The organism is Candidatus Brachybacter algidus (assembly GCF_016707225.1).
GTDB lineage: Bacteria > Bacteroidota > Bacteroidia > Chitinophagales > Saprospiraceae > Parvibacillus > Parvibacillus algidus.
Genome location: NZ_JADJID010000005.1, coordinates 194,504 through 216,363 on the forward strand (window position 1 = coordinate 194,504; position 21,860 = coordinate 216,363).

11 protein-coding genes are annotated in these 21,860 nt (G+C 37.0%); 8 read left to right on the plus strand and 3 right to left on the minus strand.

Translation table 11 applies throughout. From position 1 onward, the window contains the following. Window position 1: 1 nt before the first annotated feature. Entirely contained in the window at window positions 2-1,618 is a 1,617-nt protein-coding gene (locus IPI15_RS15370) for a C45 family autoproteolytic acyltransferase/hydrolase (protein WP_287421110.1), read from the plus strand. 4 nt (window positions 1,619-1,622) lie between these two features. Next, window positions 1,623-2,939 carry a flexirubin biosynthesis putative acyl-CoA ligase FlxY gene (flxY, locus tag IPI15_RS15375; RefSeq protein WP_287421112.1) on the plus strand — a complete coding sequence of 439 codons (1,317 nt, stop codon included), beginning with the start codon at window positions 1,623-1,625 and terminating at the stop codon, window positions 2,937-2,939. 186 nt (window positions 2,940-3,125) lie between these two features. On the opposite strand, the gene queG is transcribed toward flxY, so the two are convergent. Next, entirely contained in the window at window positions 3,126-3,947 is an 822-nt protein-coding gene (queG, locus tag IPI15_RS15380) for a tRNA epoxyqueuosine(34) reductase QueG (protein ID WP_287421114.1), read from the minus strand. Window positions 3,948-4,402: 455 nt separating this feature from the next. Between queG and IPI15_RS15385 the strand changes: the two genes are divergently transcribed. The 6 genes from IPI15_RS15385 to IPI15_RS15410 all read left to right on the plus strand — a co-directional run bounded on the left by IPI15_RS15385 (window position 4,403) and on the right by IPI15_RS15410 (window position 20,449). Continuing rightward, window positions 4,403-6,250, plus strand: a complete 1,848-nt coding sequence (locus tag IPI15_RS15385; protein ID WP_287405412.1) for a toprim domain-containing protein — start codon at window positions 4,403-4,405, stop codon at window positions 6,248-6,250. Window positions 6,251-6,441: 191 nt separating this feature from the next. Then, window positions 6,442-9,030 (plus strand): T9SS type B sorting domain-containing protein, encoded by a 2,589-nt coding sequence (locus tag IPI15_RS15390; RefSeq protein WP_287421116.1) that lies wholly within the window; start codon window positions 6,442-6,444, stop codon window positions 9,028-9,030. A gap of 40 nt (window positions 9,031-9,070) precedes the next feature. Further along, complete coding sequence (locus IPI15_RS15395; protein WP_287421118.1) at window positions 9,071-9,997, plus strand: PorP/SprF family type IX secretion system membrane protein; 927 nt, start codon at window positions 9,071-9,073, stop codon at window positions 9,995-9,997. Window positions 9,998-10,432: 435 nt separating this feature from the next. Next, window positions 10,433-10,858, plus strand: coding sequence for a hypothetical protein (locus IPI15_RS15400; protein ID WP_287405415.1), 426 nt, complete (start codon window positions 10,433-10,435; stop codon window positions 10,856-10,858). Between the two features lie 108 nt (window positions 10,859-10,966). Next, on the plus strand, window positions 10,967-17,113 hold the full coding sequence (locus IPI15_RS15405) for a cohesin domain-containing protein (protein ID WP_287421120.1): 6,147 nt from the start codon (window positions 10,967-10,969) through the stop codon (window positions 17,111-17,113). Between the two features lie 297 nt (window positions 17,114-17,410). After that, entirely contained in the window at window positions 17,411-20,449 is a 3,039-nt protein-coding gene (locus tag IPI15_RS15410) for an HYR domain-containing protein (RefSeq protein WP_287421122.1), read from the plus strand. A gap of 478 nt (window positions 20,450-20,927) precedes the next feature. On the opposite strand, the gene IPI15_RS15415 is transcribed toward IPI15_RS15410, so the two are convergent. Together IPI15_RS15415 and IPI15_RS15420 are read right to left on the minus strand one after the other, a co-directional pair. Then, window positions 20,928-21,398 (minus strand): hypothetical protein, encoded by a 471-nt coding sequence (locus tag IPI15_RS15415; RefSeq protein WP_287421124.1) that lies wholly within the window; start codon window positions 21,396-21,398, stop codon window positions 20,928-20,930. A gap of 110 nt (window positions 21,399-21,508) precedes the next feature. Beyond that, window positions 21,509-21,850 carry a DUF3127 domain-containing protein gene (locus IPI15_RS15420; RefSeq protein WP_287421126.1) on the minus strand — a complete coding sequence of 114 codons (342 nt, stop codon included), beginning with the start codon at window positions 21,848-21,850 and terminating at the stop codon, window positions 21,509-21,511. Window positions 21,851-21,860 lie beyond the last annotated feature (10 nt).

Genomic DNA, 21,860 nt, shown 5'->3' on the forward strand with positions numbered 1-21,860 from the left:
CTTGATAGTTGTTTTTTTAATTGGTTTTTTTATTTATTTAAATAGTCTTTTAATTTCTAATCCTGAATTTGCTGACAATTATCAAACGCAGCCCGGGACCTACACGCAGCTTGATGATAGCACCAGAATATTCGGTAACAATTCGCTTAGAAAATTGCAAGAGGGTTTCTATGAGATGTATGTCGAAGGCGAACCATTTGAGCGGGGCAATGCCATCGGAATACTTACTTCAGACTTACACGAATATCAGGAGGATGCTTTTATTAATCAAATTAAAAAAATGATCCCGGGTGAGTTTTACCTGAAGTTTCTAAAATATTTTGTTGCTTTTTTCAACCGGGATATTGAAGAACATATCCCGAAAGAATACCTTGAGGAGATCTATGGAGAATCGCTCCATATGAATAGTAAATATGATAATATTATTGGTTCTCCATACATGAGAATATTAAACTATCATGCAGCTCATGATATAGGTCATGCGCTGCAGGATAAAAATTTCGTGGCAGGATGCACGTCTTTTGCAGCATGGGGTAGTTATACAGAGGATGGAAACTTACTGGTGGGAAGAAACTTTGATTTTTATGTAGGCGATGAATTTGCCAAAAATAAAATTGTAGCTTTCATTAATCCAGACAAGGGTATTCCCTTCGGCATGGTAACCTGGCCGGGTATGATTGGAGTGGTAAGTGGGATAAATAAAGAGCAAATAACTGTAACTATAAATGCAGCGAAATCTACATATCCTACCGAAGCGAAAACACCCGTTTCTATACTTGCACGGGAAATCCTACAATATGCACATAATCTGGATGAGGCAATTAAAATAGCAGGTAAATTCGATCTATTTGTTTCTGAATCACTTTTAGTTGCTTCTGGTAAAGAAAATAAGGCCATCATTATTGAGAAGTCGCCGGAGAAGATGGATGTTTTTGCAGTAAATGATTCTATTCTTTATTGTTCTAATCATTTTCAATCCAAAGCTTTTTCAGCTGATTCGAACAATATTAAATTCAAAAATGAGAGTAGTTCGAACAAAAGATTTACTCGATTGAAAGAATTGGTGATTAATAATCCATTGTTGAATCCTTCAAAAATAGCAAGTATTCTAAGAGATCCATATGGCCCACAAGGTAAAGAAATTGGATGGGGTAATGAAGACGCCATTAATCAGTTAATAGCGCATCATGGAGTCATATTTAAACCATCTGAGAATGAAATGTGGATCTCGACTGCTCCGTTCCAATTAGGTAAATTTATCAGGTTTGATCTGGATGAAATATTTAATCAAAAAGCTAAGGTCAGAAATGCTAAATTTGATATTCCTGCGGATTCTGAATTAATAAAAGTAGCAAATAAACCTTATCAGGAATTCAGAAAACAGGTCAGTTTGGTCAGAACATCAACTGATAAAAATTTGAAGAAAAATATTTTAAAAATGAATAATTTAAACCCTGAATTTTATCTTGGATACGAAGTAGCGGGGGATTATTATTCAAAAAACGAAATGATAGATAGTGCTTTGATTTCTTATAAAAGAGCTTTGAAATGTGATATCCCACTGAAGAAAGACTCATTGAATATTATCCATAAATTATCCAGACTTAATAATAAATAGATTGATGAATACTTCATTCAGTAACATAAAAAATGGACTTGAAATTGACTTACTTTCAAGTAGTGAATTGAATAATTTCCAATTCGAATTAATTAGAAATACATTAATTTCCGTCAATGATAATTCAACCTATTATTCAAATTTATTTAAAGAAATTAATTTCGATGTTTTAAATTTTAATGATATATCTGCATTCAAAAAAATCCCTTTTTCAACCAAAGAAATACTGCAAGAATTCAATAATGAATTATTAAATGTGCCCATTAAGAACATTGCTGAATATGTCACCACATCAGGCACCTTGGGAGCTCCCGTCCAGTTTTTACTTACCGAAAATGACCTGGATAGATTAGCTTATAATGAAGCGAGAGGGTTATCAGTAGCGGGAGTGACATCTGATGATGTAGTGCAGATAACTACTACATTGGATAGGAGATTTATGGCTGGTCTTGCTTATTATGTCGGCTGCAGAATGATTGGTGCGGGAACCATCAGGGTAGGAGTGGGGGCGCCACAATTACAATGGGATACGATCGCTCAAATGTCTCCAACAGTCATCATCGGAGTACCGAGTTTTATCGTAAAATTAATTGAATTTGCGATTCATAATAATATTGATATTAATGCCTCATCAGTAAAAAAGATAATCTGCATCGGCGAACCAATTCGTGATATCGAATTAGAATTAAATAAAGTTGGCCAATTTATTAAATCTCAATGGAATGTTCAATTATTCAGTACTTATGCCTCAACAGAAATGGCTACTGCTTTTACTGAATGTGAATTTGGTCAGGGCGGTCATCAATTAAATGAATTAATTTATACTGAAATAATTGACGAGGATGGAAATGATGTTCTAGAAAATGAAATAGGAGAATTAGTAGTGACTACACTTCAGGTGGAGGGAATGCCACTACTCCGATTCAGGACCGGGGATATGGTTCGGAAGTATAATGCACCCTGCAAATGTGGTAGAAAATCTTCTAGACTTGGACCAATTGTAGGTCGAAAAGGACAATTAATTAAATACAAAGGAACATCTGTTTATCCTTCAGCTTTGCAACATATATTGGACCATATGGCAGAAGTAGAAACCTATGTAATTGAAGCTATTTTGAATGATTTTGGTGAAGATCAGATCAATGTTTTAATTGCTATTTCCGGTGATAAAGAAATTATTATTAATAAATTAAAAGAACTCTGCCAATCATATATCCGGGTAACTCCTGAATTTTTAATCCGTGAAGCAGGATTTATTAATCACTTGCGAAATAGACCTGAAATGCGAAAGCCGATCCTGTTTATTGATAACCGTAGATAATGAGCAATGAATAATGAATAATGAACAATGAATAATGAATAATGAACAATGAATAATGAACAATGAATAATGAACAATGAATAATGAACAATGAATAATGAACAGTGTTATACTGACCACTGACCACTGACCACTGATTACTGACCACTGACCACTGACCACTGATTACTGACCACTGATTACCCATTACCCCAAAAACCCCACATTCCTCTTCATCCCCTTAATCCCCGTCCTCTTAATTGGAGATTTTGCAAATTTTTCATCAAAAGCTTCCTGGTCCATTGTCATCCATTCTTGGCTGGTTAAATTTAATAATTCAGGATTTGGGTTGAAAGCTATTTCGTTATGCGGCTTTGAAAATCTATTCCATGGACAAACTTGTTGACATATATCGCATCCGAAGGCCCATCCCTCCATTTTATCTTTAAATTCAATTGGTATTTCATCCTCTTTTAGCTCGATTGTCAGGTAGGAAATGCACTTCGATCCATCCATAGTATAACCATCTTTAGCTATTGCGTCTGTTGGACAAGCATCTATGCATCTCGTGCAGGTACCACAGTGGTCATTTATTTCCACATCAGGCTCTATTTCAAGGTTGATAAGTAATTCGGCAAGAAAAAAATATGAGCCGCTTTTTGGATTGATGAGTAAAGTGTTTTTTCCAACCCATCCGAGTCCGCTTTTTTTGGCCCAAACTCTTTCCATGATTGGTGCCGAGTCTGTGAAATATCGAATATTCAGTCCGGGATCAATAGTGTTTTTAAGTAAATTTGATAGTTCTTTTAATTTTTTTCTAAGGACTTTATGGTAGTCCTCACCTAATGCGTACATGGCTATCTTGGGCACCTCATTTCCTGATGTTTCTGAGGGGTTATAATAATTGAAAGTAAGACTTATGATAGTTTGCGTTCCTTCATGAAGTAAGGTTGGATCTGTTCTCAAGTCGAAATAATTATTTAAGTAATCCATTTTCCCCTGATATCCGCTGTCCAGCCATTGCCTCAAGCCTGAAGGATTCTTCCTCTATAAATTCTGCCTTCGAAAATCCAACACTGCTGAAGCCGAGACTCAGCGCATGATTTATAATATTTTGTTTGATCAGATCCATTCAATTATTAAAGACTCAAGTTTCGGCAGTTAAGAAACAAAGGTAGATGGCTGATGTTAGATGTTAGATGCTTGCCCGACTAGCCAAAGTGACGGCGGGGAGTTTAGTCAATTGATCCATATTTTTTCTTTAAAAGGTTTAATAGAAAAAATATCCATCTGATTGATAGAAAGCCATCTAAAATCTACCTTCTAACATCTAACATTTTATTAAAATTTAAAAAAAACCTTCAATAAGAAAAATTTGACTACCGAAACTTAAGTTAAAGAGACAAAATTAAACATTTTACATTGCGTCAGGGATTTACATGTTATATTATTTTAATTTATAAAAATTAAGTTATTTTTGCCCCATGGAAAACAACGCTTTACAATATGTAGAGGACAATATCAGAACACTCGACTGGCGTGAACACATTCGCATGCGCCCGGGAATGTACATCGGGAAACTTGGTGATGGACAATCAGCTGACGATGGTATTTACATCCTCATCAAAGAGATCATCGATAATGCCATGGACGAATATTTCATGGGACATGGTAAAGAGATAGCTATTAAGATAACCAATGAAAAGGTATCTGTTCGTGACTATGGAAGGGGTATTCCATTAGGCAAGGTAATAGATTGTGTTGCCCAGATCAATACTGGTGGAAAATATGATTCCAAGGCGTTCAAAAAATCTGTCGGTCTCAATGGAGTTGGTACCAAAGCTGTAAATGCATTAAGCGCCGACTTCAAAGTACAATCAGTAAGAGATGGCCAGGCAAAGAAGGCTGAGTTCATAAGGGGCGAACTCTCCAAAGATTATCCGATTGGTAAATCTGATGAAAAAAATGGAACACTTATCGAATTCATTCCTGATGGCGAAATATTTAAGAATTTTCAATTTAGAGATGACATAGTCGAGCCCATGCTTTGGAACTATGCCTACCTCAATGCCGGCTTAAAACTTAATTATAACGGCAAGACATTCGTTTCGAAGAATGGTCTGGCAGATATGATCGACAATAGAACGTCACAGGAAGACCTTATTTATCCACCCATTCATCTGAAAGCGGAAGACATAGAGGTCGTCTTGACACATGGTCATCATTATGGTGAGCAATATTACTCCTTCGTCAATGGTCAGAATACCACGCAAGGTGGATCTCACCTGAATGCTTTCAGAGAGGCAGTGGTCAAGACCGTCCGTGACTTTTACAAAAAAGAATATGACGCCAAAGACATCCGTACTTCCATCATAGCTGCTGTCAGTGTTCGTGTAGAAGATCCGATCTTCGAATCTCAGACAAAGACCAAGCTAGGCTCAACACACATGGGTCCGGATGCAGCTTCTATCAGGTCATTCGTTATGGAGTTTATGTCCAGAGAGCTTGACAACTTTCTGCACAGAAACCTTGAAGTAGCGGGACTTCTACAGAAAAAAATCCTTCAATCAGAGCGTGAACGAAAGGAAATAGCAGATATTAAAAAGGAAGTGAATAAAAAGGCCAAAAAAGCCAACGTTCACAATAAGAAATTACGAGATTGTCGCATTCACTTCAATGATAAAGGTGGAAATGATGCTCAAAAAGAAAATTCTACCTTATTTATTACTGAAGGTGATTCTGCTAGTGGTTCTATCACAAAGGCGCGAGATCCTCAGGTCCAAGCAGTCTTCAGTCTCAGAGGTAAGCCGCTCAATTGTTTCGGTATGACCAAAAAGATTGTTTATCAAAATGAAGAATTCAATCTATTACAACATGCTTTGAATATAGAGGATAGCATAGATGACCTTAGATATAATAAGGTCGTAATATCCACAGATGCCGATGTGGATGGTATGCACATCAGATTGCTATTGCTCACGTTTTTTCTGCAATTCTTTCCGGATCTGGTGCGTAAAGGACACCTATATATCCTAGACACCCCACTGTTCAGGGTAAGGGATAAGAAGACAACGATATATTGCTATTCTGAGAAGGAAAAACAAGCAGCCATAGAGAAACTTAGAGGCAAGCCTGAGATAACAAGGTTTAAGGGATTGGGAGAGATTTCACCCGATGAATTCGGTGGCTTCATAGGAGAAGATATAAGGCTAGATCCTGTGTTGATAAAGGAACATACTGATATAGATAAGATTCTTGAATATTATATGGGAAAGAATACGCCAGACAGACAAATCTTTATCATTGACAACCTAAGGCTTGAGAAAGATTAGGATGATCTAACAGTTTTGCAATTAAAATGCGAAAGTTATTTTTTTATTCGACCTCTGACGTCTGACGTCTGATTTCTAGCATCTATTGTCTAGCATCTGATACCTAAAGCAAAATATTAATTTTTTACCTTTTCGAGAAATTGTGTAGTTTTGCCCTTAATTCTTTAATTAGATCAATAAACGAACCACTTATGATCAGGAAATTTTTGATTCTCAGTATATTATTCTTTACCTGTTTCTATTCATATGCAGATGTTAAGATATATGTAGATCCTGCTTCAATCGCTGCTGGCCAGAATGGAAAAGTCTTCGTTAAGGTAGATGGATTTCAAAAAGTATCCAGCTTTCAATTAAACCTTACGTGGGACGTTTCAAAATTAACATTTTCAGAAGTTGGTGACCTTTCAGCCCTTAATTTAAATGCTATAGGTGATTTCCAAGTTCCTTCACCAGGAAAAATGAGAGTTTTATGGGCACATCCTGAATCTGATGAAGCTAGTTTGGCGAATGGTACCACTTTATTCTCTATTACGTTTAGTGGAGTCTGTGGTAGTGAGTCTTTAATCAATATTATAGATGATGGATTCTTTACGGTACAGTTTACGGATACCAATGGCGATCAGATCCCTCATACCGCTACTCCCGGAAATATTACAGTGACTGGAAACCCTTGCGGAGGTGCACAAACAGTATTAAATGCTACAACTTTAGATGCCCAATCTGGAACTAAAACATGTCTAAGCATTAACGCTGGTTCAGGTTTTACAAGTATTACAAGTATTTCAGCTGACATTAATATGTCTGCGAGCTGCGTTTCATTTAACGAAGTAACCAATTTTAACGCAGGTCTTACAGGCTTAGGTGCCGGAAGTTTTAATCTTACACAGGCTGCCAACGGAATTGTTAAACTCAATTGGACATCCGCCATTTCTACATCATTGGCGGCAGGCGCCAAACTTTTTGACATTTGCTATACCCCCAATGAGACATGCTGCGGCACTACTGTCCCGCTGTCTTTTACTAATGTAACCATAACTACTCAGGGAGGAGGAACGAACAACCTTACTTCTAATGGAGGTTTGAATATAAAATGTGGCGTGGAGCCGGAATGTAATCCTACAGGTTTAGCATTAATAGGTTCAGATCATTGCGCAATGCCAAATGAATCAATTACTATGGACTTCACAGTGCAGGATTTTACTAATATTTTGGGAGTTCAATTCAGTATTGATTATGATCCTGCTTGCATGCAGCTTGAAGATATTATCTTACCGGAACCCAATCCTTTTACAGGCTTAGTGAAAGGTAAATTTCAAGACCAATTGAACGGGTGCGTTATTGTCGTGTGGGATGATGCTACAGGAAATAGCGTGAGTGTGCCTGATGGTACTATCATGTTTTCTTTGAAATTAAAAGTAATAGGTACATTAGGATCCACTTGTTCAGTCAATCTAGGTAGCAAGTGTGTTCCAAGTGGTGTAGAATTTGTAGACGTAGACTTTCAAGTAGTCCCTGTTTCGTTTTGTTCAGGGGATGTTATGATCAAGCAATGCACAGAAGAGCTAGCTATTGTGGATGGAATTATAAATAATTTCACTTGCGCAGAGCCTTGTACAGGATCTGTTTCATTCACAGTAACAGGCGCTACTAACCCTACGATCACATGGAGTCAACCCGGTTTGAGCGGCATGAGTGTCACCAATCTTTGTCCGGGATCATATACAGTGACTGTAACTTCAGGTGGATCTTCTATATCCAAGCCTTATACCATTACAGGACCTCCTGTCATCATAATTACTACAGTCTCAGTGACACCTGCCACTGCTGGTGCTAACGGAGCAGTAGATATCAATGTAACAGGCGGTACTGGCAATTTCACTTATCAATGGAGTACCAATCCGGCGCAAACCACTCAGGACATAACAAATGTTCCAACAGGTTCTTATACCGTTACGGTTACAGATAGTGGTAATGGTTGTAAAAAGTCGTATGTTGTTTCTGTATCAGATGGTAGTGGTGCATTTGATGCTACTGTAATACCAAAGAAATATGGTGAATTCGATATATCATGTGGAGATTCATGCGATGGTCAATTAACTGCAAATCCAGTTGGTGGAACAGCTCCTTATACTTATCTATGGTCATCTAAAAATGTGGCAACTCAGACCATTACAGATATTTGCGCGGGTACTTATTCAGTGACCATCACTGACAATACAAATAAAACAGTAACCAAGTCATATACGATCCTAGCTCCTCAAAAACTATTGGTAGATTTTGATATTATTTATCCTTCTGATGATGTGGCGCTGGATGGAAGTATTTCTGCTGTTCCTATCGGTGGCACAGCTCCATTTATATATAGCTGGACAGGTGCAGTCGTTTCTTCATCGAAAGAATTAACTAATATTGGTGTTGGTACATATGCCGTGTCAGTTACAGATCTGAGCGGGTGCTCGGCTACATCTGCAAAAGTAATTACACCTGGTGGAAAAGGATGTTACTCAGGAATTGGAGCAATCACACCTAATGGAGATGGAAAAAACGATCGCTTGATTATATCTTGTGTAAGTACTGTTTCTAATAGGATTTTAATATTCAATAGATGGGGAGAAATGGTTTTCGAGCAATCTTCTTACAAAAATACGTGGGAAGGTGTAGATTCGAAAGGTGAAAACCTACCTGACGGAGGTTATTATTGGGTATTGGAAGTAAAGGAATCAAATGGTGGTACAGAAGTATTTAAAGGTTCTGTTTCCATTATCAGAACTTTGAGATAAAATTGTTTATTCTAAATAATCATTCTTAATCGCACAGATTATGCAAAAAATATGTACGCTTATAATAGCTTGCTTTTTTCTAAACCAGGCTATCAGCCAGGAACAGGGAATATATAGACACTATACTATCTATCCTACTTTGATTAACCCCGGTGCTACCGGTATAAATGAGGGCCAGCATGAATTTATTGGCAATATGGTTAATACGTGGTCCGGATCTGAAGGTACTCCTGTTAATTATACCTTTGGTTATAGTGGCAGTTTTGGCAAAAGTGTAGGTCTCGGCCTGCAGCTTATGAATGAAACTAATGCTGCAATCAGTCGCTTTAAAGCTTCCATAGCATATGCCTACAAAGTTAAGTTTGATAACGCAATTTTTTCTGTTGGAATGACTACTGAATTTCAGCAAAAAAGGCTGAGAAATGGTATTCTGAATGATCCATCTATCGACCCTACTGATGCTTATTTACTGGCGGCGAACGATGGTGTTAAGTTTTTTGATTTTGGACTTGGTATACATGCTAAAATAAATCAAACACTTACATTAGGGGTTGCATTGCCTAATATGGTTCATACTTATATAACTAAGCCGGAGATAGCTAGTACGGAGGATCAGAAATACCTTGGTAACTTTGTTGGTTATCTATCAAACAGATTTAAGGTAAACGACTTTGATTTTGAAGTTGAGCCGGGGATTGCTATTAGAAAGGTATCAGCCGGGGATGGAAGCGCACCATTATTGGGTGATGTGAATGTGACAGGTTATTTCCTTGATAATAAATTGACTGGTGGCCTTTCTTATCATTTTGGTGCCGGACAGTCGGGTGGTGGAGTATTATTGGGTATAATGCTCAATAAAGTGTCTATATATTATAGTTTCGATATATATTCAGGTGATTACCAACCATACAATAACGGAAAACATGAAGTGACACTTGGAGTGGCACTTTCAGATATTAAGAAATAAATATATAAAATAAATTTTGTCATATAAAGTATTAAAATACTTTATAAGTGACTGTTAAGCAGTTCAATATAAATATTTTAAGATTTTGTTAATATATTGAATCAAAAAAATTCAAAAAAAATATATTCAAAATTTTTGAAATAGATAAAAACTGTTACTTTTGTTTTCGTTTTTCTCCTTTTGAGAAGACTCTCTTTTTAAGACTACTACACAATAACTGTTAAATTCTTAACGGTTCTTTATTAATTTTTACCAGGCTGGATTCTTTTGGGAATTTATTTTCCGCAATAACTTTATGTTTTTCAGACATTTAAGTTAGATGGCGGCAATATATTTTTAAAATATGTAATATTTGGCACGGTATTTGGATGTATATTCTCGTATAGAAATATAAAATTAAATTATTAACAAATTTTTAAACCAAAACTAAAGCACATGAAAATCAAAAATTTGATGACTTTACTCTCAGGAGTAACAGGCTCGAAAAGTTTTTTTGGACTGTCTGTTTTAATGTTTGTGGCATTTATGAGTTTTTCTACTACTGTGAACGCACAGTATGTTAGTACTCCGGTTGCTATTCAAGCTTTGAAACAAGAAACACTTTCAACAGGTAATTTTAAGACAGGATTCTCTACTCCTAGTTCAAAAGTCCCGGCTACTCGTACGCCTACGGATTATGCTAAAAGTCTTAGACTTGACTATGTTAAAGAATTATTGAACTTAGTAGCTCTTTACGGTAACGTAAGTACTGCTATTGACGTGAACAATGCAAATTGGACACAAAGACTTACAGGCAATCCTGGAAGAGCTACTGCCCTTCCTGTTCTTAAGGCATATGTTATCAATTTATTGAGAGCATAATTCCTTACATTTCTTTTTATTGTGGAGTAGTTGCCATAATGAATAGAAATTTAGTAATTAATAAACTAATTTTTTTATGAATCTAAATTTAAACAGAATCTCATGACTATGAAAAAATTTAATTGGGTGAATAGCATTTTTATGCTATGTCTTCTGTGTCTATGCGGCACACAGGGGAATGCTCAAACATTTACTTTTACCAGTGCGGCGTCAGTTGCAATCCCAGATGATGCTTATGATGGCACTGAGGGTTCAATGGCTTCAAAAACACTTGCTGTTGCCGGTATCCCTGGTGTTGGTACTATTGCTAGTATCAAACTTTCGGCTAATATTGGTCACACTTGGCCTGGTGATATGACTTTTAAATTAAAAGCTCCAGGTGGACAAATCTTAGCTCTAGTAAGCCGTATGGGCTTAATTGAAGCGGTAGATAATGGTGACGAATGTTGCGGAACACTTAACGATATGCTTATTGGCAATACTTACACTTTTGAAGATGGTGCAGCTACTGCATCTGAAGATTGGGGCGCTTTAGGATCTCCAATTCCTACATCAAGTGTAACTCCTAGCAATGGTTCAATACTTGCACCTCCTGCTTTTACTTCATTTGCTGATCTAGCAACTGCAGTTGGCATTGGTGGCTTGAATGGTAACTGGACATTACTAATGGGTGATGGTGGTGCTGGTGATGTTGGAAACGTTAGCAATGTTAGCTTTGAAATTATTATTACTGCTGATAATGGTGGTGGTGAAGGTGAGCCTGATGTATGTGCACTTACATGCCCGGGTACTCAATACATCCACTTAGATCCAGGTGCTTGTTTGTATACTTATACATATCCAGTATCTATTTCTTCATTGTGTGTTGTTACACCTGATCCTATTCTTAACTTTACAGGTCAGTTTTCAACAGCTTCTTCTCTAAGATTCCCTGATGGTGTTACTAGTACTCAGCCATATACTGGTTTCTTTACTGGAAATACTACTTATACAGTTGAATCTGCTGACGGATTTGGAGGTGATAATACTTCATTATCATACTACAATGCTGCTTATTGGAACGTTGCTGTAGCCGGTAATGTTAAGTTCAACTGGACTTACGCTACCAATGATGGTCCATTATGGGATCAAACAGGTTACTTGAAGAATATGCCTGCTACCTTTACTTGGTTTGGTAATCAAACTGGTGCTGGTTTTGGTGTATATCAATTGTCTAGCAACGCAGGTGCATTTAACCAAGCTGGTTTAGGTAACGTTAACGTTACTGCTGGTGGTAAATTTGGTTTTTATGCGTTTACACAAGATGGTGGCGGTGGTGCTGCTACAATGGTAATCACGAACTTCTCTTACGCTTCAGCTCCTGTACTTCCTGTTATCACGCAAACTTCTGGTGTTAACATCGGTTATGTTGCTGATTTCTCAGGTGGACTTGTAGATATCATTACAGAGGAATTCCCTATCGGAACTACAACTGTAACTTACTCTGGCGTAGGTCCTGATGGCCCTATTTCATGTTCATTTGATGTTGTTGTAGCAGGTATAGCTAACCCAATTGGTTCGCTTGCTTGTAATGATGATATAAATATATCTGTTGATACTAACTGTATCGCTGTGATCAATGCTGATCAAATCCTTGAAGGTGGTCCTTATGGTTGTTATGATGATTATATCGTAGCTATCGGTACTAACATGCAAGGTCCGTTTAACCTTGGTAACACAGTAACATGTGCTAACATTGGTCAAACTTTGGCAGTACAAGTTACTGATCCTAATACTGGAAACAGATGTTGGGGATGGATACATGTAGAAGACAAAATACCACCTACTATCGACTGTGATGGTTGTGTAGCTGAAGTAAATGAGCTTTTTGGTACTTTGGATTTCACTGATCCTCTTGCTGGTAACTTTACACAAAGTTGTTATGACTTTGGTCTAGGAACTCCTACTGGAGGAAACCACCCTTACGACTTAGTAAACTTCTCAGTTCCTGTGACTGGTAGTTATACTTTTGCACTTGTATCTCAAGGTCCTTTCATCGGCGGCCAAGGTTATTGTACAATTTATGGTGGAGCTGGTTTCGTACCGGGTTCTCCTTGTACTAACTTAATTGGTGGTATGGATGAGTTTATAATGACTGACTTTACTGTTAACTTAGTAGCTGGTCAAAATTATCAAATGTTGATCATTGATTACGGAGCATTGTCTGGTAATATCTTTGATTGGACAGTTACTGTAAATGGTCCTGGTGGAGTTGGCATACTTGCTGCTGTACCTTGTGAAATTGGATGTAGCGATATCGCTGCTCTATTGGCAGCAACTACTATTGAAGATCTTACAGATCTTGGTATAGAAAGTTCTGTTCCAGATGCATTTGATAACTGTGAAGGTCCTGCTTGTGGTCCACTTACTTATTCATTTACAGTAGGAGCTCTTTCTAACACTGATATGTGTGCTGAAGGAAGATTCATTCCTGTTACATGGACAGTAACTGACTTAGGTGGAAACTCTGTTTCTTGTACTGAAAATGTAGGAATTGATTTACCTACTCTTGACGAAGTAATTTTCCCTGATCAAGTAACTGTAGCTTGTGGCAGCCCGACTGACCCAGATGCATTTAACTCTCAGGCTCCTGATAATACTCCTTTCAATCCTGCTTACAACCCTAATGCTCTTGATGGTAACACTATCGATGAGGATTGGCCGGCTGTTGATGGTAATGATATCAGAAATCAAGGTACTTATTGTAACCTAGTTTCTCAATACCATGATGATGAGATTCTTCTATGTGGTCCTAACAGTGGAGCTAAGAAGATCATCAGAAGATGGACAGTTGTAGACTGGTGTACTAATGAGATCAGAGAATCTGTACAATTAATCAAAGTAGAAGATGTTATTGCACCAGCAGTTAATGCAGGTCCAGACTTTACAGTTAACGCTTCTCCTTGGTCTTGTTCAGTATACGGTTTGACTTTACCTGCAGCTACAGTATTTGAGGCTTGTTCTCCAAATGCTATTACCTGGAGAGTATTGATCGGAAACGTAGTATTATTAAACACTAATGGTGGTGTAGTTAGCAATGCTTTTGAATTAGGCGTTGGTCAACACACTCTAGTATACGAAGCAACTGATGCTTGTGGAAATGTTGGAACTGATCAAGTAATACTTACAGTTGTTGACAACACTCCTCCAAACGTAATTTGCAAAGAATTCCTACAAGTTACTACTAACCCTAACGGTTGTCTTAACTTGATCCCTGCTGATAGATTTGACAATGGTTCTTACGACAATTGCTGCTCAGATGATGAGTTAGTATTTAAAGTAAGAAGAATGTCAGAACCTAACGATTCATACTTCCGTGATACTATCGCTGTTGGTGTATTCAGTGGCAGAGTTATGTATAACAACGGTCTTCCATTATTTGGAAACGTAAATAATTCACGTGAGGTTTCTCGTGATGACTTGACTGGTACAGTTACTGGTCCTTACGGAGAGAAATTCTGTGGTAAGGTTGATGTAATCATGAGAGTTTACTGTGCTGGTTCACCGCAATACTTTGCTGATTGTATGGTTCAGGTTTTTGTTGATGACAAAACTCGTCCAGTTATATCAGCACCAGCTAACGTAATAGTTCACTGCGAAGACAATCCATCTGACAACGTTCCTCCACACCTACAATATGACCAATATTTCGGTTATGCAACATGGACTGATCCTTGTGGATCTGTAACATTTGACTCAACTGTTACTGGTACATTGAATGACTGTGGTGAGGGTGTTTTAGTTAAAACTTGGAGAGCTACAGACAAATGTGGTAACCAAGATGTTAAATCTCAAACTGTAACAGTAAGACACATTTCTGACTTTGAAGTTATATTCCCTGCGGATACAATGATCTTTGCTTGTGTTGATACTTTAGACTTTACTCCAGTACCTCATGACCCAATCTGGTGGCCAAGATTTGATCGTAATGATTGCGAGCAACTTGCTACTACTTGGTGGGATGAGCGTTTCTACGGTGAAAATGATGCATGTTTCAAAATTGTACGTCACTGGAAGGTTATCAACTGGTGTGCATTCAATGTTGATCAAGGTAATACTTATGATGATGTTATCTTGAACTCTTGGAGATTGCCTATCACTTGTAAGTGGAGACCTTCTTCTATCAACCAGTTCACAGCTAATGACTGTAACTTGTGGAGAGACATCGACGTATACAGAAGAATGAGAGATGGTGGAAATTACTCTAACTCTAATCCAAACTTATGGACTAAAGGTGACGGTGTAGTTGAATACATCCAAGTAATCAAAGTTAAGGATAATGAAGATCCTATCATACAAGTTATCAACCCTAAACCTTGCCCTCAGTTCGGTACACCGGTTGAAGAAGATACGTACTCTAACATTCCTTCTAACACACCGAATACTCCATGGGTATACAATGTAGTAGGAGTTCTTTACAACGGAGTATGTTCTGCACCTGCAGGTACATTGAAAGCTTCTGCTATTGATTGTTCAAACAAATTGAACTATCACTATGAAGTTGATGGATTTGCAAGCACAACTAACTTGAACTTGAAATCAATTGATTTCGCTGGTTTAACTCCAGTAATCACTGATATTCTTCCTATGGGTCTTCATAGAGTTTACTGGTCAGTTAATGATGCATGTGGTAACACATCATATGGTAACTACTGGGTTAGACTACGTGATTGTAAGAAACCAAGTCCGGTATGTTTCAATGGTTTAGCTACTGTTGTAATGCCTTCTGCTGGTATGATTACACTTCCTGCAACTTATTTCAATCATAACTCATTTGATAACTGTACTCCAGCTGACGGCTTGATCTACAGCTACTCTGCTGATGTTAATGAGACAAGTAGAACATGGACTTGTGATGATATCATTGCTAATGGTTCTCCTATATTTGAAATTACAATGTATGTAACTGATGGTGACGGAAATCAAGATTTCTGTAATACATTCATCAGAATAGATGATAATGATGGTGTTTGCGATACAGTTGGTACTTTAATCAGCGGTACTGTTAAGACTTTCGCTCCTTCTGAAGGTATTAAAGATGTAGTAGTTACTTTGTCTAATTCAGTAATTGATATTACTGCTGATGCAACTGGTGAGTACAATGCTCATACAACTATGACTGGTATCCAGAAATTGGAAGGTAAGCATGATAAAGATTACTTGAATGGTGTTAACGTTGGTGACATCATCAAAATCCAAAATCACTTACTTAACAAAAACTTGTTAGATCAACCTTACAAAATGATGGCTGCTGACGTAAACATCGACGGTAAAGTTTCTAACTTGGATATCCTTGCGATCAGATCATTGATCCTAGGTAAAACTGATAAGTTTGCTGCTGGTAAATCTTGGAGAACTTATGATGCACTTTATTCATTGAATATGAATAACTGGGCTCAAGCTCCTGATTTCGTTACTGTTGATATCAATTCTTCAGTTACAAATGCTGACTTGAAAGGTGTTAAATTGGGTGACGTTGACTTAAATGCTAAAGCTAACTTCGGTTCAGGTGCTATCGAGCAAAGAACTGTAGGAACACTTAGCTTCAGAGCTGACGACGTTCAAATGACTGCTGGCCAAACAATTGAAATCCCAGTGAAAGCTAAAGATTTCAAAAACATAGCTGGTTACCAATTCACATTCGCATTTGATAATGCAGCAATGGAATTCGTAGATATGAAATCTGGTGAACTTGCTATCTCTGCTGAGAACTTCTCTGCACTTAAAGCAAGCGAAGGAATCGTAACTACTATATTCGCTTCTGAAGAAGCTGCTACAATCGCTGATGACGCTGTATTGTTTACTCTTGTATTCAATGCTAAGTCTGAAGTTGCTCTAAGCAAAGTATTGACAGCTAATTCTAGCTTAACTCCAGCAATGGGTGTTAATAGCTCTGATGAGAATTTGGATATCGCACTTGAGTTTAATACAAACAATGGTGTGGTTGCTTCAGGTGATTTCGACTTGAAACAAAACAATCCGAATCCATTCTCTACAGTTACAGCTATTGAGTTTAACTTGCCACAGGCTTCTAAAGCAACATTGACAATCTATGATGTAACAGGTAAAATTGTTTACACTAGAAAAGTTGATGCAGCTAAAGGTCTTAACAAGGAACTTGTAAGCAGAACTCAGATTGGTTCAACAGGTGTTATGTTCTATCAATTGGTAGCTGGTGATTATTCAGCAACTAAGAAGATGGTTATCTTAGACTAATCTTTTAGTAGATACCTTAGACCGAGTTTAAATTTTATTTAAAATCGGTTTTTGGGACGACTCCCGCCTCTTTGAGGCGGGAGTTTTTTTTTGTCCCATTAACATATCCCTAAAAAATATATAGGTATAAAAGATATAATAATTACATTATTAAAAATATATTTGTAGTGGAATTGATGTTGGTACTTAATTATTTAGGTGTTACATCAATTCGTTCTCCCAAGAACTGTACCCTTTTCGCTATCAGTATGTCTGTAGCTAATTTTTTTTTCTAAACCAAATTATTAAGATATGATCATGAACAGTTCTACATTTATCACTATGCTCCATCGATGCAAACAGTTTTTGTTTGTTTTTGCAATTTCAGCCGGAGCGTTTACAACTTCAGAATTAAAAGCTAACATTGGTTGCGGCGTTCTAGCTCCTTCAGCTGAAGGAGTCATGGACATGAGCCAATGGGTTACCTGTCCTCCTGCATGGATTAATGTGACTTGCAGTCAATTAGATCCAGGATTGAATTATGGATCACCATGGGTCGCAAACGGTTGTGGTTGTGGCTCTATAATTTATGGACCATACATCGTCGACAATCGTGTTGGTTGTGGTGCCGGTACTATTACTAAAACATGGAACATATGGACCATGTATGGTGAATATACTTGCAGTCAGACGATCAATGTAAGTGGCGGATACTATGGTTATCCTGTTATTCATTGGCCACCCGATTACAATTTGTCAGGTTGCGGGTCTGGATATCTTCCTGATGATCTACCTGCACCATATAACAGACCTACTTGGAGTGCACCTGAGTGTTCTCAGTTGATGTATACCTACTATGATGAAGTATTCTATCCAGAGTACAATTCAGGTATTTGCAAAAAAATCTTTAGACATTGGAAGGTAATTGACTGGTGTATCTATAATGTTGACAACCCTTGGTCTCAAGGTCAGTGGAGCTGTACTCAATTGATAATGGTTAAAGATCAATATCCACCGACCATACAGTGTCCTGGAAATGTAGTAGTAGATGCTGGGCCTAACTGCTCTGGTTCTTATGTTCATATTCCTCCAGCTACTGCATACGATCCTTGTGGCAATGTTACCATTACAAACAATTCGCCATATGATGTTTATGGTGGTGCAGATGCCAGTGGATATTATCCTCCGGGAACAACTAAAGTTACATTTTGGGCTACAGATGCATGCGGTAACACATGTTCTTGCTGGATAAATGTGACTGTAACAGATAAAAAGAAACCAACTCCAGTTGTATATTATGGGTTGAGTACAAGTCTAATGTGTATGAACCCTCAACCTATGATTGAGATTCAAGCGAAATGGTTTGATGCAGGTTCTTTTGACAACTGTACCCCAAAACATAAATTAAAGTTCAGTGTCTATCCTAAGATCTTTACTTGCGCTGACAGAGGTTACAATGATGTCACCATCACTGTTACTGACGAAGCAGGTAATTCTGAAACAGTTAACTCTTATATCATTGTTGACGATAATATCGGATGCTGTGGTGTAGATACTACTAATCCTCCTGTAATAAATTGTCCGGGTGATATCACTGTTGATGCCTTGACTAATGATTGCAGTGGAGCTTTAGTCACTCTTGATCCTGCTACAGCAACAAGTGATTGCAATGGCGCAGTAACAATCAAGAATAACTCACCATATGCTACAGGCCATGGTGCTAATGCAAGTGGAGTTTATCCGATAGGAACTACAGTAGTTACTTTCACAGCTACAGATTTCTGTGGTAAGAAAAGTACATGCAAAACAACAATTAGAGTAAAAGATGGTAAGAAACCTTCACCAGTTGTGTTCTACGGATTGGCAATTACCTTAATGGAAGATACTATCAATGGAGGTGGAATTATCAACCTTGTACCGGAATGGTTCGATGCTGGTTCATTTGATAACTGCACTGACAATAATGATCTTATTTTCTCTATAAGCCCAAGCTCATTCAATTGTGATAGTTTAGGTGAACGTAATGTGAGAATCACAGTAACTGATGAATCAGGAAATACTGAATATGTCAATACTTACATCGTAATCCAGGATCCTAATGACGTTTGTGTTACAACGTTTACGGCTAATATCGCAGGTCTGATCAAGACTGAAGATGGAGATAAAGTTTCGGCTGTAGACATGATGGCAATGACGCCTGATACGATGTACGAAAAGAGAGTAGACGGTGATTATGTTTTACTAGACCTTAAAGGTGGTGAGAAATATGAAATAGTGCCACAGAAGACTGATGATATTCGTAATGGTGTTTCTACCAAAGATCTTATTATATTGAAAAATCATATAATAGGTAAAGATCTTATTCAAAGCCCTTACAAATTGATTGCAGCAGATGTTAACAGTGATAAGGTAATAAATACATTGGACTTATTAATGCTTAGAAAATTAGTTCTAGGTACATTGGATGAACTTCCTGGTGATGTAAGTTGGAAGTTTATTGATGGTAGCTATATTTTTAGTCCATTTACTCCTGCTTTAACTCAAAACTATCCTTCTAAGATTGTAATCAATAAATTGAAAGAAAATAAAGACAATATTTCTTTCATCGGAACTAAGATGGGTGACCTTAACAGTTCTGTGTCTGCTAGCGCGACTGGTGACAATAATGATATCTTATTGAGAGGAAATGGCAATATAAAATTGTTTGCACTTACTTCTGAAACTACGGAAAGTAAAGTAAGAGTTGACTTTACTCCAGATATGGCTGTAAATACTGATGGTATGCAAATGGAATTGAATTTCGATCCAACTCTTGTTAAATATACAGGAATCGATCAGGGTATTCTTACAGGATTGTCTAACAGTACTTGCATTAATACAAGTAATGTTGCGAACGGAAGTATTAAGATCAGTTGGGTATCAAATAATGCGATTTATGTTGATCCTACTCAAATTATGTTCTCTATGTTGTTTGAAAAATTGAACAATGCCGGTAACATAAAATTCAAATTGAATCCTTATGGATTGAATCCTGAATTATATGATAGAGATAATAATACTTTTGACATTGAATTGATCAATGAGAAAGTAGCTTCAGTTAATGGATTTGCTTTGTTCCAAAACAGACCGAACCCATTACAGTCTTACACTAGTATTGGATTTAACCTTCCTGAAGCATCAGATATTGAATTAAATATATATGATGTCACTGGTAATGTGGTTAAAACGATTAAAGGTACCTATGCAAAGGGCACAAATAAAGTTGATATCGAATGGACTAATACCAAAGGTGTTTACTACTATATGCTTAAAGCTGGTGATAATGTCGCTACTAAGAAAATGATTGTAATAGAATAATCTTAAATCCTTTTCTAAAGTTATATTGGAGGCTATCATTTGATAGCCTCCTTTTTTTTTGTTAAGGATGATGATTCAATTATAGTTAAACCGATATATATGAATTTGTGTTATTGCTTCTTCCAATGAGTTGCTATAAAAAACTTTGTAGATAAACTCAGTAGTCAAATAAACTCTAGTACAACGCACCTTTATATAGTAAGGAAATTAAGAAAAGTTATGGATAAGGTGTATTGAAACAAGCTATTGAATTGTCCATATCCTAAGTTTAGCATTAGACAGTACAGAAATATTTTCTTGATTAACTACTTGAAAACAAGACGAGAACTAGTACAGAATACGAATTCCCTATCGACCATTAAAAATGGTATAAACGACTTTCATCTCGGCATTATAAAACAAAATATTGGTCAAGTAAATAGTACCATTCTGAATAACATATCTTAATAAGAGATCAATCCTTTAAAATAGATACAATTCAATATTTTGGAGAAGAGTAAAAGCTTGCTATAAAGATCATGGCTATTTTAAAGGGTTGATCTACCGTGTCTTTTAATTTATCATGGATGATCCAGTCTCTTGGATCCATTTCCCATTGTGTATAGACTTCATAATCCCCCATTTTACTGCTAGTCTTCCATCCATCATATACATTCTCATACATGGTCTTAAAAGTTAGCGTATAGCTATCATCTGTGATGCGCCACTGGTTAAAATCACCGGAATACACAGTTTTAAGTGTAAGAATGCGATTGCCTGATCGAAGCTCCCAGATATTTGGATCATTTTTGTTTCGCATTTTTATTTGGCCGTTGATTTCTCCAATTCGGTAATCCCATTCGGTCCAATCTGATTGAAAGGGCCAGCGTAATTTAATTCTACCGATTGGAATTTCCTCTAAGCCATAGAGGTCCCATGAAGTATAATCATCCTCTATGCTAATGCTCATGGCCGTTATTTGACTTGATAGGCTATCTGACTGCCCTTTCAAGCTCATAAATGAACATATTAATAAAAAAGTTAAAACCGGTTTAAACAAAATATCAATTTAAAATATTCTTAAAATGGAGAGTCATCAAATGATCCATCATTGACTTCAAATGGAATATCATTTGGGTGTCCCACTATATCTTCACCACCTTTTTCAATTTTCCAGGCATTGAGATTCGTAAAATATTTACCTTGCCATTCTCTCCCTCTTAGATCAAAATGTACTTTGATTTCTTCATTTTCATTGTAAGGGTCGATCAAATTGACCCGCTCCTGTGCAAGTTGAAATTTGACATATTGTGGATAATTATCCTTTGAAATCAATATAACGAATTCTCTTGTCTGAAATGATGCAGTCTTTGATTCTATATCAAACTTTTTAACCAATTGTCCTTTTATCTCAAAACTCATGCTTTAGTTT